The sequence below is a fragment of the Macrococcus hajekii genome (assembly GCF_004359505.1).
Taxonomy (GTDB): domain Bacteria; phylum Bacillota; class Bacilli; order Staphylococcales; family Staphylococcaceae; genus Macrococcus; species Macrococcus hajekii.
The window spans coordinates 915,594-931,745 of sequence record NZ_SCWE01000001.1 but is presented as its reverse complement, the minus strand read 5'-3'; the positions used below and the strand labels follow the sequence as shown (position 1 = coordinate 931,745).

21 protein-coding genes are annotated in these 16,152 nt (G+C 37.7%); 19 read left to right on the top strand and 2 right to left on the bottom strand.

What is annotated here, in order from left to right:
- Positions 1–87: 87 nt before the first annotated feature.
- From ERX37_RS04890 to fabI, 18 genes are all read left to right on the top strand, one after another.
- Positions 88–273 (top strand): hypothetical protein, encoded by a 186-nt coding sequence (locus ERX37_RS04890; RefSeq protein ID WP_133429517.1) that lies wholly within the window; start codon positions 88–90, stop codon positions 271–273.
- Positions 274–573, top strand: coding sequence for a type II toxin-antitoxin system toxin TscT (locus tag ERX37_RS04885; RefSeq protein WP_133429516.1), 300 nt, complete (start codon positions 274–276; stop codon positions 571–573).
- On the top strand, positions 566–871 hold the full coding sequence (locus ERX37_RS04880) for a hypothetical protein (protein ID WP_133429515.1): 306 nt from the start codon (positions 566–568) through the stop codon (positions 869–871). Before ERX37_RS04885 ends, ERX37_RS04880 begins: the two co-directional genes overlap by 8 nt.
- Positions 872–1,258: 387 nt before the next feature.
- Positions 1,259–1,822, top strand: coding sequence for a DnaD domain-containing protein (locus tag ERX37_RS04875; RefSeq protein WP_133429514.1), 564 nt, complete (start codon positions 1,259–1,261; stop codon positions 1,820–1,822).
- Positions 1,823–1,850: 28 nt separating this feature from the next.
- The gene (locus tag ERX37_RS04870) at positions 1,851–2,726 is read left to right on the top strand and encodes an ATP-binding protein (RefSeq protein ID WP_133429513.1); all 876 of its coding nucleotides are present in this window, start codon (positions 1,851–1,853) and stop codon (positions 2,724–2,726) included.
- Positions 2,727–2,987: 261 nt separating this feature from the next.
- On the top strand, positions 2,988–3,221 hold the full coding sequence (locus ERX37_RS04865) for a hypothetical protein (protein ID WP_133429512.1): 234 nt from the start codon (positions 2,988–2,990) through the stop codon (positions 3,219–3,221).
- Positions 3,222–3,525: 304 nt separating this feature from the next.
- Positions 3,526–4,038, top strand: coding sequence for a hypothetical protein (locus ERX37_RS04860; RefSeq protein ID WP_133429511.1), 513 nt, complete (start codon positions 3,526–3,528; stop codon positions 4,036–4,038).
- A gap of 65 nt (positions 4,039–4,103) precedes the next feature.
- The gene (locus ERX37_RS04855) at positions 4,104–4,295 is read left to right on the top strand and encodes a hypothetical protein (protein WP_133429510.1); all 192 of its coding nucleotides are present in this window, start codon (positions 4,104–4,106) and stop codon (positions 4,293–4,295) included.
- Complete coding sequence (locus ERX37_RS11770; RefSeq protein WP_133429680.1) at positions 4,292–4,492, top strand: sigma factor-like helix-turn-helix DNA-binding protein; 201 nt, start codon at positions 4,292–4,294, stop codon at positions 4,490–4,492. Before ERX37_RS04855 ends, ERX37_RS11770 begins: the two co-directional genes overlap by 4 nt.
- Positions 4,489–4,938 (top strand): ArpU family phage packaging/lysis transcriptional regulator, encoded by a 450-nt coding sequence (locus ERX37_RS04845; RefSeq protein ID WP_133429509.1) that lies wholly within the window; start codon positions 4,489–4,491, stop codon positions 4,936–4,938. Before ERX37_RS11770 ends, ERX37_RS04845 begins: the two co-directional genes overlap by 4 nt.
- Positions 4,939–5,012: 74 nt before the next feature.
- The gene (locus ERX37_RS04840) at positions 5,013–5,645 is read left to right on the top strand and encodes a hypothetical protein (RefSeq protein WP_133429508.1); all 633 of its coding nucleotides are present in this window, start codon (positions 5,013–5,015) and stop codon (positions 5,643–5,645) included.
- A gap of 11 nt (positions 5,646–5,656) precedes the next feature.
- Positions 5,657–6,649, top strand: coding sequence for an HK97 family phage prohead protease (locus ERX37_RS04835; protein ID WP_133429507.1), 993 nt, complete (start codon positions 5,657–5,659; stop codon positions 6,647–6,649).
- Positions 6,650–7,114: 465 nt separating this feature from the next.
- Positions 7,115–8,002, top strand: a complete 888-nt coding sequence (locus tag ERX37_RS04830; RefSeq protein WP_133429506.1) for a hypothetical protein — start codon at positions 7,115–7,117, stop codon at positions 8,000–8,002.
- A gap of 234 nt (positions 8,003–8,236) precedes the next feature.
- The gene (locus tag ERX37_RS04825) at positions 8,237–9,259 is read left to right on the top strand and encodes a hypothetical protein (protein WP_133429505.1); all 1,023 of its coding nucleotides are present in this window, start codon (positions 8,237–8,239) and stop codon (positions 9,257–9,259) included.
- A complete protein-coding gene (locus ERX37_RS04820) occupies positions 9,246–9,794 on the top strand; it encodes a hypothetical protein (RefSeq protein WP_133429504.1) in 549 nt (182 codons plus the stop codon). Before ERX37_RS04825 ends, ERX37_RS04820 begins: the two co-directional genes overlap by 14 nt.
- Positions 9,795–9,965: 171 nt before the next feature.
- A complete protein-coding gene (locus ERX37_RS04815) occupies positions 9,966–10,811 on the top strand; it encodes an RluA family pseudouridine synthase (RefSeq protein WP_133429503.1) in 846 nt (281 codons plus the stop codon).
- 35 nt (positions 10,812–10,846) lie between these two features.
- Positions 10,847–12,679, top strand: a complete 1,833-nt coding sequence (locus tag ERX37_RS04810; RefSeq protein WP_133429502.1) for a monovalent cation:proton antiporter family protein — start codon at positions 10,847–10,849, stop codon at positions 12,677–12,679.
- 100 nt (positions 12,680–12,779) lie between these two features.
- Positions 12,780–13,550: an enoyl-ACP reductase FabI gene (gene fabI / locus ERX37_RS04805; protein ID WP_133429501.1), complete on the top strand. Its 771-nt coding sequence runs from the start codon at positions 12,780–12,782 to the stop codon at positions 13,548–13,550.
- A gap of 112 nt (positions 13,551–13,662) precedes the next feature.
- Here fabI and ERX37_RS04800 read toward each other — a convergent pair whose 3' ends face one another.
- Entirely contained in the window at positions 13,663–14,160 is a 498-nt protein-coding gene (locus tag ERX37_RS04800; protein ID WP_133429500.1) for a 2'-5' RNA ligase family protein, read from the bottom strand.
- A 39-nt stretch (positions 14,161–14,199) separates the two neighbouring features.
- Positions 14,200–14,907: an alpha/beta hydrolase gene (locus ERX37_RS04795; protein WP_165981964.1), complete on the bottom strand. Its 708-nt coding sequence runs from the start codon at positions 14,905–14,907 to the stop codon at positions 14,200–14,202.
- 104 nt (positions 14,908–15,011) lie between these two features.
- Here ERX37_RS04795 and ERX37_RS04790 point away from each other — a divergent pair, with 104 nt between their 5' ends.
- Positions 15,012–16,124: an AI-2E family transporter gene (locus tag ERX37_RS04790; RefSeq protein ID WP_133429498.1), complete on the top strand. Its 1,113-nt coding sequence runs from the start codon at positions 15,012–15,014 to the stop codon at positions 16,122–16,124.
- Positions 16,125–16,152: the final 28 nt, after the last annotated feature.

Sequence of the window (16,152 nt, the reverse complement as noted above, 5' to 3'; positions counted from 1 at the left end):
ACCGCTTCCAGGTTAATCATTGAATCTCAACTAATAAATGTTTAGTACGGCTCAGCATTATTTAAAACCAATAAAAGGAGAATGGATATGAAAACACAAGTTGTTATTAAAAAGAGTGTCATCGGTTGGTTCAATCTTTACAAGAAAGGTAAGTTAATCGCTAATCTTCCGCCTGAAACAATGAAAGAGCTTCTACCAGATTTTACAGGTGGTTATCTTACTTGTTGTGAAATGGATCTAAGCCTGATCAATAAACTTCCGGAGGTCCAATAGATGAAGCAATCATTATTTTTTAATCTTGATAATGAAGTTAACAAACTGAGCATCATTCAAGAACGTTTAGCAGACCTGGGACAGTTAAATAATTGGTTTATGGAAGATTACTACTCATATACATCAATGGATGCTGAATGTAGAGATATGCACGCTCGCAGTTATTCGGAGCAACGTATCAAACTGGATCAGCAGTTTTATTTGATGGAAAAGTACCAGGAAGAGTTAAAAGAAGTTTACGTGAACTTAGATAAGTTTCTCACAGAGGCACGTGATAAAGGAGAACTTAAAAATGATTGAGTTAAATGGTTTAACAGATGATATGGAGCTTAGAATTTCAGAGGTAAACGAGCATGTTATAGCATTACAGCAGTATGTTAGTGAAGAACTGACAAAGTTAGAATATGCTATCGAGCATTATGGTGAAGCGGACAGATGGCGTCAGGAAATGCTTAAGGAAGCTAGAAGACCGCACTTAGTCACTTTATCGATATTACACACAGTTAAAAGCCACGTGAACAATCTCGTTAAAGAGAATCAGCAAGTAAGCCAGGCTATAAAAAAAGACCCTACTCAGAGCGTCCAAACTGCTGAATAGAGTCGAGTTATTCCTTAAATAACTACTTGTATTTTAACAGATTTTCACTTGTATAAAAAGATATCTCATAGCTGATGCGTGTCAAAAACGTGTCAGCTCTCTATTAAATGAATTTGAAAGTGAGGAGTGATCATGGATAACTCCGGTTATTTTCTCTTACACAGAAAAATAAGAGAACATTGGATTTGGGAAGATCCGAAAAAGTTCCAGTGGTGGATAGATATTATATTACTTACTAATCATACGGATAAGAAAAAAATGATTGGCGGAAAGATAACTTTGATTAAAAGAGGGTCTTTCCATACCTCAGAATTAAAATTGTCAGAACGATGGCACGTATCAAGAAATACAGTTAGAAAGTTTTTAGAGTTATTAGAAGTTGATGAAATGATAACAACAATAAAGACAAAAAACGGGACAACGATTAAAGTGCATAACTACAATGATTATCAGACTTTTAATAAAGAAAAAAAACAACAAAATGAACATCATAATGAACAACAGATTGAACACCAAAGTGAACAAATAAAAGACAATAAACTGAACACGACTAAAGAATTAAAAGAATTAAATACATTAAAAGAAGTTGTAAGCGACAGCGACAACTCATTTAAAAATATTCTTAATATCTACCAACAGAACATAGAAATGAACCCGTCACAGATCACCATGCAGAAGATTGGTCAGGACTTTGACGATTACGGTCATGAGTATATGAAATTTGCTATAGAGAAATCAGCACTACTTAATAATCATAACTACCGCTTCATAGACTGGTTGCTTAAGGACTGGCGAAAGAATCAGCTGACGACAATAGAAGCGGTCAGACAGTACGAAGCTCATAAAGAACAGAAAAGAGCCTATAGCAATCAACAGACCAAGACTCAATCTCAATCACCATACGAGAATATGGAGCTTATAGAGCCGGATGAACACAATCTGCCATTTTAAAGATGATTAAGAAGAGGAGGCTAGAAGTATGACTACAACTATTACCGAATCATTAAAGAACTTGAATATATCAAATTATAAGTTTTCTCCGATTGTTTCAGAGAGTGAGCCTTATATATGCCCTGGGTGCTTTTCAAAGGTTCAGGATATCACGCATGAGGGTGGTTATACTTGGAAGCTCGGTTGTAACTGTAACGTCAATCAAGCAGCGAAGAAATCACAAGAACGCTATGAAGTGATTAAGCATGAACGCTATTACAGAAAGTCGCTGCCATTTATACCGCCTAAATTTCAAAATGTGAGTTTTGATGATTATGTACCTACCAACGAGACGAACAGTAAAGTAAAGCGGATATGTGAGCGTTACGCTTCCAATTATGATCCTTACAATCCACAATCACTTTTCCTATATGGAGATACTGGATTGGGTAAATCGATGCTGTCAGCTTGTATCATGAACGAGTTAAAGACTCAGTATAAAATCATGTACGTGGATGTTAACCAGTTACTCAATAATATATCAATGAGCTGGAACAGTAACAGCGAGCTCTCTAAGGCGAACTACCAGGAACGGATGACCACCTATATAAGAACTGCCGATTTAGTGATATTCGATGATGTGGGCGCCTCAGCGAGACACAGCACCATGATGGCGGTATTACTCACATTCATTCAATCCAGGTTAGGGAAGCACAGTATTTTCACAACCAACCTCACACACCAGGAGTTAACTGCTGATAAGGATTGGAAGCGGATATTTTCAAGAATGATGGAAAACGGCACAGCCTTGGAGCTAAAGGGAGAGGATCACCGAACTAAAGGGAAGTTTACAGCTGTAGCGCATCCGACTGTTAAGGAAGTATCTAAGCAACCAGGGTATGATCTCAATAATCCACCGTTCTAAATACCTGGACTAAGCAACTCTGAGACTAGGAGAATGAAGACGAGGTAACAATAGATAAAGGGAGTCGTGTTCTGCTACTCCCTTTCATCATTAACAGCATTGATTGCTTATAATCTGATGCAAGCAATTCTTGCACCAGGTACGTGAACGGGGTCCTAAAACAGGACTTCATTAAAAATAGATGGGGTCGTGATTCACGACCTCATACCGCAATTTTGCGTTATGACTGCTATCAAATATAAATACTAGGAGAGTGAAGACATGAAGAATAAGAAGAGACGTCTACCGCTTCATAAGTTACTTAAGCTTAGGGAACAACTAAATTTAAGCCCTAAGACCATATCAGCACATTTAAACCTGTCTGAGGAGACGTATAAGCGTAAAGAAGATGGAGCCTTGTTATTTACCGATATAGAGATTATGACCGTCATGGACCTGTTAAGAAAGACAGGACGACAGCATTACAGCATGGATAATATTTTCTTCTCTTCATGATTAATGTGAGAAGAGCCGATATCTCGGCTCTGCAATTAAGCAAGCCGGTATTATGGTTGGCTGAAAGTAGATAACGGAAATTTTCGTTTTCTAAATAATGGATAGTGTGAAGCGGTAAAACCTGACTTACGGATTAATAAAGTCAGGTGCATATTAAGCCATATTGCTATTTCAGCAATCAGATTTTAACCATGCTTACACAAAAACATCAAAACAATATCAAACATCATAAAAATAAAAACGTCTCTCAGAATGGCTCTGAGGGACGTATAAATATATCAAATGAGTTAGGAGGTTACTCAAGGTGTCAGCTACTGAAAGTCAGGCATACAGAGAAAAGTACAGACAAGAAAATAGAGAGCTATTCAGAGAAGCCAGTAAACGATATCGAGCAAAGAATAAGGATAAGATTAAAGACTATAACAAACGGTACAAGCAAGAGAACAAAGAGAAAGTATCTGAATACAACAAGCGGTACAGAGAAGAAAACAGTGATCAGGTAGCTCAGACTAAAAAGGAATGGAACATAGAAAAGAAGGAAGAAGCGGACAAACAGAAATTTGACCGTAAAGCCTATAACAAACGGTACAGAGAAGCGAACAGAGAGAAGATACTTAAGCAGCAGCGGGAACGGTACAGAAGAAACAAGGAAGAAATGAATAACCAGGATCATCAGGATACTAAAGTACTGACCATGCTACGACAACGTAAGAAGCAGAGAGTTGAAACCATGTCACCGCTAAGGCTACAGAGAAGAAAAGCACTTCAACAAGCTATATACAACGATCTGGAGAGGGAAGAATCCATTATCGTATAAACTCATTAAGTGCTTTAATCATTCTATATGTGATTGATTTAATTTTAGCATATAGGGGTGTTTCTATGTATAAGTTACTGTGTGATTATCAAGAAATAAAATCAGAATTAGAAGCATTAAGTTTAAGAAAAGAAATATGTATAGATCAGGAGAACAGTTGGCTTAATGGTAGGCTCGGCAACAAGCATGATTTTTCTTCACGGATTAAGCAGGTTGATGAAATCAGAGAAGAAGCGGAGCAGATCACGAGCGTATAGAAGTATTAGAAGCTCAAAAAACAAAGATCATTCAGTTCATTGAGAAGCTACCAGATCTCGATAACAAGATCATAAAGTTAAGATACATTGATAACATGCCTTTAAAAGAAATAGCCTCAGAACTAGGATACTCTGAGCAGTACATTAGAAATAAACACTCTCAAGTTAAGAAGCTTATTAAGATGGTGAATGTATGAAGTCACTGGAAATCAGCATAGATAAGAAAGCGACTAAGAGAAATGTAATTGAAGCACTAAAGAAGTATAACAGGTTACTGAGGTTACAGATGGTCAGGACCATGCCTAAAGTCACGCAGTCTTTTCAATTTATTCCGCCGTCCACTGCTAAAAGTCTCAATACTATTGAAAACTCAGTTTATAAGAATATTGAGCGTGAAAAGCTTTTAAAAGACCGAGATGAATATATAAGTACTATCCATGAAGCAGTTGAGAAGCTAGATGGTGATAACCGATATATTATTGTTAATCGTTATATAAGCGATGATGAAACGGATGATTACACAATTTATAGCGATCTGGGTGTAGGAAGAACAAAATATTATAAGCTGAAACAAGAAGCATTTATACAGCTGGCTTTCTTTCTGGGGATTGAAGTATATAAAACAACGAAAGAAGAATGTTAAACGTAACCCAATATCATAAATTAAAAGTATATTAATTGACTTACAAAAATAATTAAAACAAGAGGAGAATGAACATGTTATTTAATAAATCTAAAGCATCAATCAGCAATCATAACGAGGACTTAAACCAGGTATTCAAAGAACTCTGTGAGAAAAGAAGTAATAGACTGAAACAAGTGGAAGCTATCCAGCGGGTCTATAAGGATATCAGCATCCTGCAGGGTAGTATCAATTATAAGACAACACAGGGAGACTATGAAGCCGTGCGAACTCTGAGAGCGAAGCTCAAGGCCAAGGAGCAGGAAGCGATAGACACTGAGAACACATTGGAGCATGCGGATGATATATCTGAAAGTGAATACGCTTTATTCTATGATCTGGTTAATTATGAGATGCTGCCACTCAAGGATGAACATGCTGTACTATATGAAAGACTACTGAGAGACCTTGACGCCGTAGCGGAAACATTCAGTGAACTGAATAAGGTTAAAAAAGGCATAGCTAAGATACAGTCACGTAAAGAATCCGTGGACAGTATGAGACTTAATCATAACAGCCAACCTCGATGGAATTTCATGTTGAGTCCGGAAGCAACGCACACCGGCAAAGATGACACACCAATTAAAGTCAGCGGAGTATTAAAAGAGAAGTTAGAAGCGGTTGATAAGCAACAGTTCAAAGTCAATTACGAATCTAAAAACTGGTAGGAGTGTGGACAGTGCCAGGGCAATTTAATAATCAGAAACATGCCATAGTATCAGATAGGGTAAAAGTGCGGAAAGACAGCGACAACAATATGTTTATTGAGGGCTATGCGATTGTATTTAACGAATGGACAAATGCAAGTGACGGAGTAAAACAACGAGTACTGAGAGAAGCCTTGAATCAGACTAAGATAGAAGATGTACGTCTATTGCACAATCACGACTGGGGTAAGCTACTGGCTCGGCAATCAACTGGAACACTTAAACTATATAATGATGGCAAAGGATTAAAGGTTGAAGCGAAGCTGGTCAATACCTCATTCAGTAAGGAAGTTTATGAGCAAATTGCAAATCGTAACCTTAATCAATGTTCATTCAATATTGAGTTTAAGAGTGGAGAAATAATAACAGGGTATCATCCACAGTTCGGGACAGACACTAGAACAATCTATAAGCTCAATCAGATAGAAGAGATCAGCATTGTTTCATCATCTGATCAATCAAAGAATGAACCGTTAGTATTAGAGGGATATGCAATAGTGTTTAATGAATGGTCTGATATAGTAGACAACAAGAGAGAAACAATTAGTAAGCACGCGTTAAATGCTACAGTCTTCGATGATGTGAGACTTCTATTCAATCATGACTGGAGTAAAGTATTAGGGAGAGAGACAGCTGAAACTTTAAAGCTGACAGTAGACGACAAGGGACTTAAGTTTAAAGTGACACTACCTGATACAACGACAGCACAGAGCGTATATGAAGACATACAGACACATCTATATAATCGTTGTGGGTATAGTGGTGGTGTAGTAACTAATGTTATATACAATAATGATTTAAAAATACATGAAGTAACAATAACAGAGATAAAGAAAATATCTGAGATCAGCATTGACCCTAAAGGAAAATATAAAGGGGCTATAGTGTGGCCAGGTAAAAGGGAACTCACTAGAAAAGAGAAACTTCAGCTGTTAAAATTAGAACTTGAATTATACAACTTATAAAAGAGGCAGCTTGCCTCTTTTTTTATACTTTTTAGGTTAAAAATTATCCAAAAATACTTGAAATAAAGCAGCAGAAGATGAAACAGAAAGTGAGATAGAGAAAATAAAATCATCCCCCCGGTCCGTTTGATCCCTTTATTATCAAGGACCGTTTCCGACGGAGCCCCCCTTTCTTTTCTAAATTCCCCTTTTGAAAAGTATGAAATAGCTCCCGAAATAGAAATTTTTGTTTTTGCTATACTTTTATCAAGCAACAGAAAAAAATGTTATAATTTAATTAGCGTCCGTATCGATAATGGCACCTACAATTCTTCGTTTGGTAACTCCTTTCATAAGTCATACAATTAACCTCTCTAAAGTTTAGAGAGGTTTTTAATATTTAAGTTTCTTTTTTAATTTTATGTCGTATAATTTTATTAAATTACTATAGGTTAATATTGAGAATTTACATGAGGATAAACCAATATGGAGATATTTATTTTTTACTGGGAGTTAATAATTAATAATGTATATAGGATATTTTCTCTCTCTTTTTTCAAAGATATAATAATTCCGATTCTGAATATATTCATTATTTATTATATTTTCAGGAAAGGAGAAAAATATAAAAGAGAAGATCAATTGTCTAATCAAAAGTTTCAAGAAAGAATCAATGAAGCAAGTGATGATATTAATAGGAAATCAAATAGACCAGCGATGTATTTTGAACCTATGGTTGTAAATTTTAAAGTGCCATTAGAGCATAATACTTTTCTCAGAACAATTTGGAAAGAAGGTACAATCAATAAAAATTTTAATTTATTAGATCAACTCCCACTATTACATCTAAAAAATGTAGGAAAAGGAAATGCAAGAAAATGTATGATTTCAGTACATAGTATAAATGCTCCTGAATATTTTAAAAATAAAGAAAATCTAAAAATAAATTCTTTAAATGTTAGCCGATATTCATTTTATAATGAAACTAACCAAACATTTTTAAATGTTAATTTAGCGGTAGGTTACTATACAATAAAACTTGATAATTTAGATTCTACTCCTATTAACTGGGTAAGAATAATTCCCTCTGGAATGACTAAAGAAATAGAGATGAATGAAAGTGATTTAGCTGTGTTTAATGATTTTATCTTTAATGAAGAAGAGAATCATTATATTCCTTATTTAACATTAAGTATTACATACTTCGACGATTATGATAAAAAATACACTGATGTAATTCATATAGCTATAACTTCCTATAACATTGATCTTAAAGAAGGTAATATGTTTGTAAAAATTCAACTAGAAGAAGTTGATAGCACTCATATAAAGGGTTATAACAAACTTGACAGGAAAATGAAGTATTTTAATTAAGTAAAGGTTCAAATTTTCAACGTAACAGTAATCTTTAGTAATCTATAATTTAAGTGATTAGAATTTGATGTAGGAACATATGTTCTGTTATAATTAAATTACGTTGTTGCGGTTACTATCATTCCCCGATATTAACCGCTTTTTTTATGTCTTTTTTATATCAAAATACTTATATACATTGTAAAAAGTAAAAAGTATAATTATGGCAACAACGTAATGAAAGAGGTTAGGGGAATGGCTAGGGTAAAATTAATGGTTTATAAGTTAACAACTCCAATATTAAGAAGAAATGCAGAACAGCAAGATGAACTTATACCTGATTACTTTAATTTTAATACAATAAATTTTTGTATTAAAAGGATGTTTAGAAAGGAAAGAGTACAAAGGATAAAAACATTTTTAAATAGTAAAACAATAGTTTTAGAAAATTATAATGATATATATAACGAAAACTTTGCAGCTGGTGAATTTATTACTGTTGCACATGGATATGAAGCTACGAGTATTGAGATCGAAAACCTTACTGAAACCAATAATTTTACAGCAAATGAAGGTATCGTAAATAAAGTAAAGTTTTACATAGATAAAAGAAATGGATTAATGTATGTAGAAGATGATAGAAATGCTGTTATCACTATGGCACGTATAAGAAGCTATTTTACCGTAATGGGTGAAAGAAAATTCTACTATAGAGAATTTAATAGGTTAAATACTAATTATTACATAGATTCTCATCGCTCTTTATATGACATAAGTCTATTAGTACCTTTGCCATTCCTACAGCAGTTGAATTCAATGAAAAAATTAAAAAGTATTGAAGTAACTCCAAATTTAGAGACAAATAATCAAAATAATAACGGATTGATAAAAGATCTTAGGGATCAAGCACTAGAAAGTGAAGTTGGAAGGTTTAAAGCAAAAATTCAATTGTCTGACTTTGACCACGAAAAACTTAGTGAAGAAATGTTAGGATTTATAGAATATCTAGCTGTTAATGATAGATATTCAGACGTTAAAGTATATGGAACTTTAAGTGATAACGTATTAAGAGTGTTTTCACCTGATACAATGACAAGAGATATCATAACTGAGTGTGAAAAAGATATATATGGGTGGCCAGACATAGACGAGTTATTTAACCAATTATTAGAGTTAATCGATGAAGACGCTCAACTTAATAGAGTACAATTAGTAAATAATGAAATAGTCAACGTAGATATTGAAAATTTGGAGGAGGAGAACGATGGAAACCTATGATCCTTTTTCGTCCCCTGTATCCGTAAATGAAGATAGAACATATTCAAAAAAACAATTTATTAAAAGATTTTATAATGTATTTACAAAAATAGAACTATTATCAATAGTGCCTATAGTAATTTTTTCAATTATCTTGAGTCATTTTGTAACAAGTCTAACTGATGATTGTTATAAATTAATAAAAGATATTGCTGGAAACTTAGTTTCTTATTTTTCAATAACTATTGGTTTCAGCCTAGCAACTATAGTATTCATTATTGATAATCTTAAAAACTATAATGCTGACCAAAGAAAAACCTTGCTTGAAATTCTAACTTTGATTACAGCGTATATAATACATGGTTTAGCAATGATTTGTTTCTTTCTGTTGCACCATTTGATAGGAGATATAATTAAACTTAATGATTCTTATTATATAGTAAATTTAATTTTGATTTCCTTTTTAATAATTATGATTCTACTCAATTTAACTTTATTCTATAAGATAATAAAGGTTGTGTATTATTTCTCTTACATCACAATAAAAAAGTTATAAAAACCTTGCGTTGATTAAATATTTAAGGGCAGAAAAAGGGCGGAAATATGTTAAAAAGGGCAACGATCAGAAATAATAAATTGATAGAATTAACGATAAACCTTGATTTGACAGTGTTTTTTAACTGTCAGATTACAGTTGATATTTTAACCATGATTGCGAGTGAATAAGATGAAGCTGAATTATAAGGTGGAGACAGCTTGTCTCTTAAAGACGTTTTTAGCACAAAAGAAAATATCGAAGAAAAGCTTGAGCGCCATTAAACAGAATGGTGCTCTTCTTGTTAACGGCGAGCATCGGACGGTTCGGGCTGAACTGAAGCGGGGCGACAAGGTCACGGTTGTGCTGCCCGCTGAGACGCCGAGTGCAAGTCTTGAACCGTCAGCCGGGCGCGTAGATATTCTATACGAGGATGAAGCACTCTGCATCGTGAATAAACCGGCCGGTATCTCGACGATGCCCTCGCAGCTGCATCCGCATGATAGTCTCCTTGAACGCGTGCTGTATTATTTTAATGAACAGGGAACATCAGGGATTCCGCATATTGTCACACGTCTGGACAGAGAGACGAGCGGCATCGTGATATTCGGGAAGCATCAGCTCGTTCATCACTGGATGACAGCGGCTATCGACAAGCTGTATCTCTGTGCAGTGCAGGGCAATTTAGCTGAACGAGGTGTGATTGATCTGCCCATCAGAAGGAAGGCAGACTCCATCATCGAAAGGGAGACGGCGTCTGACGGGAAGCCGGCTATGACGAGTTATATCAGGCTGTTAAGCGGTCAACACACCGTGGCGCTTGTTAAATTACATACCGGCCGCACTCATCAAATACGGGTCCATTTCAAGACGATAGGCCATCCATTGCTCGGCGATACACTGTACGGTCAGGACCAGACATTGAACCGTCAGGCACTTCACGCTTATCAGGTGAGGTTCCATCATCCGGTGACAGCTGAAGAAATAACAGTACAGGCACCCCTCCCTTCAGACTTAAATGGTATGATTCCAATATGATATAATAGATTGATCTTAAAAAATAGGAGGTATGTATGGAGCATCATCATATGTTATCGCTCGTTGTGATTGTAGTGACAGCACTGATCACACCAATACTGGTTAACCGGCTGCACTTAAATTTTCTGCCCGTCGTTGTTGCTGAAATACTGATGGGTCTATTGATCGGTAAATCAGTGCTCAACCTCGTTGAAACCAATGAAGTCCTGCAAATCTTATCCACTCTCGGTGTCATCTTTCTGATGTTTCTGAGTGGTGTTGAGATAGACTTCTCTGCCTTCAAATCAAAGGATAAGGATAATAAGAAGAGTAAGGAACCGAACCGACTCGGACTGACGTCAGGTATCTTTTTGGCGATCTTCCTGTTATCTGCACTAGCTGCCTACGTGCTGAAATGGACAGGTCTGATCGATGATGTCCTGTTAATGGTCATTATTATCTCCACCATCTCACTTGGTGTTGTAGTGCCGACATTGAAGGAAATGAATTTACTCCGTACATCAATCGGACAGATTATCCTCCTCGTTGCCGTCATTGCGGACCTTGCGACGATGCTGCTTCTGACGGTATACGGCACACTGCATGCTAAAGGAGATTCACCCATCTGGTTGATCGGTATTTTAGCGGTCTTTACAGCGGTCTTCTATTTTATGGGGGGCTACTTTAAAAATTCAGCGATGATTCATAGACTGATGGAAGGGACGACGCAGATTGGTATCCGTGCAGTCTTCGCTATGATCATCCTGCTCGTGGCCCTGGCTGAAGGAGTCGGAGCGGAGAATATCCTGGGTGCCTTTCTGGCAGGTGTAGTAGTCAGCCTGCTCGGACCGGATAAAGATATGATTCATAAGCTGGATTCATTCGGCTATGGTTTCTTCATTCCGATTTTCTTCATCATGGTCGGGGTTGATCTGAATATTCGTGAGCTACTGAAAGATCCATCTATTCTTGTGATTATTCCGGTTCTGTTCGTTATCTTCTTCCTGACGAAGTTGATTCCACTGACCGTGCTCATGAAATGGTACGACAAGAAAACGGTCATTGCGTCATCATTCCTGTTAACGTCGACACTCTCCCTTGTCATCGTCGCAGCGAAACTTGCTGAGCAGCTCGGGACCATTTCAAACACATTGTCAGGCACGTTGATTTTAAGTGCGATCATCACATGTGTTATCGTACCGATTTTCTTCAAGAAGCTGTTCCCGGTTGAACACAGCGAAGAACGTACTATCAATATTGCATTTATCGGTAAAAACCAGCTGTCAGTACCCGTCGCACAGACATTCAACTCTGACCTGTACAATCCGACACTGTATTATCTCGAGAACAATGCCTACAAACAGGAAATCACTGAACTTGAAGCCATTGAAATCGAAGCCTATACACCTGAAATACTTGAACGCATGGGGCTGTTCGATAATGATATCATTGTCTGCTCAGCCAATGACAGTGAGATCAATGTGAAAGTGGCTCTTATGGCCAAAGCACATAACGTCGCCCGTGTCATCTGCCGTCAGACCCAAGGAGAAGCAGATGCAGAGCTGATTGCAGCAGGGGTCGAGATATTCAATGAATTTGATAGTACAAAAACATTACTGAAGAGTATGATAGAGTCACCGAATATGCTGAGTCTGTTATCAAACGTAGAATCATCACTCTATGAAATCGAGATGCTGAATACACGCTATCACGAGATGACGCTGCGGGAATTCCCGTTCGGCGGCAATATTATTTTCGTCCGTATTCTGCGCGGCAAAAACTCTATCGTGCCGCATGGTGACACGGAACTGCACTTTAAAGACCGCCTCATCGTGACCGGCAGCAGAGACTATGTTGATCAGCTGAAACGTGAACTTGAACTCTTTTAGATGAAATACCTCTGACTTGTCAGAGGTATTTTTTCTTGCATTTTGAATGGATAATGATAAATTAGTAGTAGGTACTAATTAATGAATGTGAGGGAATAACATGTTAAATTTAGAAAATCAACGCTTTGTCATCATGGGCGTCGCGAATAAACGGAGTATTGGATACGGGGTGGCTCAAGTGCTTGACGAAGCAGGCGCGGAAGTCATTTTCACTTATCGTAAAGACCGCTCGAAAGACGCACTCGTGAAACTGCTGCCGGACTTTAAGAATAACAGTCAAGCTAAGCTGATTCAGTGTGATGTAGAAGATGATGCAGCAGTCGTGAAAGCATTCGAGGAAATCGGTCAGTCAGGTCAGATCAACGGCTTATATCATTCAATTGCATTTGCTGATGCAGAAGACTTACGCGGACGTTTCTCAGATACATCACGTGAAGGTTTCCTGAAGGCGCATAGTATCAGTTCATATTCATTAGTCATCGCAGCACGTGAAGCAAGTAAAATTATGGCTGATAACGGCAGTATCGTTACAACGACTTATCTAGGCGGAGAGATCGCTGTTCAGAACTACAATGTTATGGGTGCTGCAAAAGCATCACTCGAATCCAGTGTCCGTTACCTGGCGCTTGATTTAGGGGCGCAAGGTATTCGTGTCAACGCAATTTCAGCAGGCCCTATCCGTACGCTCAGCGCAAAAGGAGTAGGTGGACTGAACACGATTCTGCACGAAGTGGAAGAACGTGCACCGCTGAAGCGTAATGTAGATATTAAAGATGTCGGACGTACAGCCGCTTATCTTCTGACTGATTTATCAAGTGGAGTTACAGGTGAGAATATCCACGTGGACGCAGGCTACCATATCGTCCGATAAGAGTGAGGAAAGTCGAGCAGCAAAATTCTCCTCCGCTCCCTTATAAACAGCTAAAAGAAGAAGCATGAGTAGACAGCTATCTGTCATCACTCGTGCTTCTTCTTTTTATTTATTATTCACCTAATTTAAATGTCTCAAAGACGTTCCAGTTACCATTTTCGAGCTGGTAACATAAACTGATTTTATCGATAGTTTCACTATAGTTGACGCTTGTCATCTGTAATTGTCCGAAGATATCTTCAAATTCCTGACTCGTCAAGTCCTGTGCGATGGTGAAGTGAGGGACGAATGGATGTGCACTCTCACCGAACTGTCCAGCAAATGCAGCATGCAGCTTTTCAAGTGCCTCATTTTTTTCAACCTTGAAATAGATCACATTTTTAGAAGGTGCAAAGCTTGATACTTTATTGATATGAATATCAAAAGGTTCTACTGTCTCTGCGATGGTAGCGATCTGCTCAGCTGCCTCCTTCATATCATTTGCTTCAAATGTCTCTTTAAGTGTTAAATGCGGGGCAATGACTGTATAGTGAGAGTCATAGCGTTTACGATATGAATTGATTTTCTCCTGCAATTCTAAAGTGGGGAAGATAACGATACCTAGCTTCATATGAACGCCTCCTTTGTCTGATAAAGTTATTATAGCAAATTACACCGTTAAAAAATACTGCAGTGCGGAAGCGATTTCAGGTTTCCATGTCTTCCATGTATGTCCACCGTCAATCTCATGATAGACATGTTCAATTCCTTTTTCTTCAAATGCTTGATGGAGGGCACGGTTAGGTGTAAGGAAGTCTGCCGTTTCACCGTTCTTCAGCTGAAAGGCACTTTCCTCGTTGCCGATGACCTGGTAATAGCGCACTTGATGCTCCAGCTGATCAACGGCACGGAGTGTAGTATCAGTCACCATGGGACTGAACAGCGCCGCCTGATCATAGCGGTTGTCAGCTAGCGACAGGGCGAGCGCAAGACTTGCTGACAGGCTGTCGCCCATTGCCAGCCGTTCGTCACTGACCATAAAGTGTTCGGTCAAAAAGGGTTCAAGTTCAGATGTCACGAATTGAATCATCTCGTTCTGTCCTGTACTTTCTGGATGATAGTCGTTAGAACGTGTCTCAATATCCGGATAATGAATAAATATGATAATAGCCCGGCGAAGTTCTCTCTCGTCATAAAGACGCTGATATTGTCTATGCAACTGCCCGAGCTGACTGAAATCCTGACCGTCAAATGCGAGAACGACTGCGTGTTCATGCAGAGCAGAATAATCCTCAGCTAAATAAATGCCGAGCTTCACTGTACGTTTAAGATATGTGCTTGCCAGTTCATAAGGAGTTACTAAGCCACGTGTGAACATTCTATCCCTCATTTCTTTTTCTAAATTTTATCATATTTCAATTTAAGACAAAAAATTCGGGGTAATAGAGTATAATAAATTGAATACTTATTAAGGAGGACTCTATGTTTAACAAGGTCTGGTTCAGAGTAGCCGTAACGATGTTGCTCGTCTTTTTAATCATTAAATATTTTCTTGAAATCAATCACATCTTCTATCCGCTTGTGGTGATTTTCAGTTCCGTGGCTCTACCACTCGTACTCGGTGGCTTTCTGTACTATATAATGGTACCTTTCCAGAACTTTCTTGAAAAAAAGAGAAATATGCCGCGCTGGAAAAGTCTGCTCATCATTATTTTACTGATGGTTGTCCTTATCGCGACATTTGTCATGGTCATTGGGCCACTGCTTGCAGGGCAGATTACCAATTTTATTCAGAACTTCCCAACGATTCAGAAAGAATTTCAGAGTTATGTCAGCTATGCACTTGATCAGCGAGATAAATTGCCTGTGGATGTTAAGACACGTATCAATGACGCGATTTCCCAGCTCAGCGATATGGCAGGTAACTTAATGAAGAACAGCGTTCAGTATGTCACGACATTCGTTTCAACATTATTCCTGCTCATTCTTGTCCCTTTCTTCCTGATCTATATGCTGAAAGACCATGATAAGTTTATTCCGTTTATCGCATCAAAATTCACAGGTAGACGTAAAAAGTTCGTCGTGACATTATTTACAGATATCGATCGCACATTAAGAAGCTATATCCAAGGTCAGGTCACGGTCAGTATTATCCTTGGGACACTGCTCTTAATCGGTTACTTAGTCATCGGTCTCGATTATGCACTCGTGCTTGCACTGTGGGGGATGGTCACTAACTTGATACCATTCCTTGGACCTTATTTAGCCGTCATCCCGGCAATGGTTATCGCACTGATTCAGGATCCGCTTATGGTTGTCTATGTTATTATTATTATGACAGTAGCACAGCAGCTGGAAGGAAACGTCATCACACCGAATATTATGGGTAAAACCTTGAATATTCACCCGCTGACGATTATTACGGTCATCCTTGCTGCAGGTAACTTAGGTGGTTTTGTCGCTATTTTAGTAGCAGTACCGACATACGCAGTTTTAAAAACAATTGTAACGAATATTTATCATCACCGTCAGGCAATTACGATGCAGGCCACTAAGACAGTGAAAGAAGAACACAAAAAAGAAGTAGGTTCATAAAAATAACAATAGAAGGACCGGAAACGCT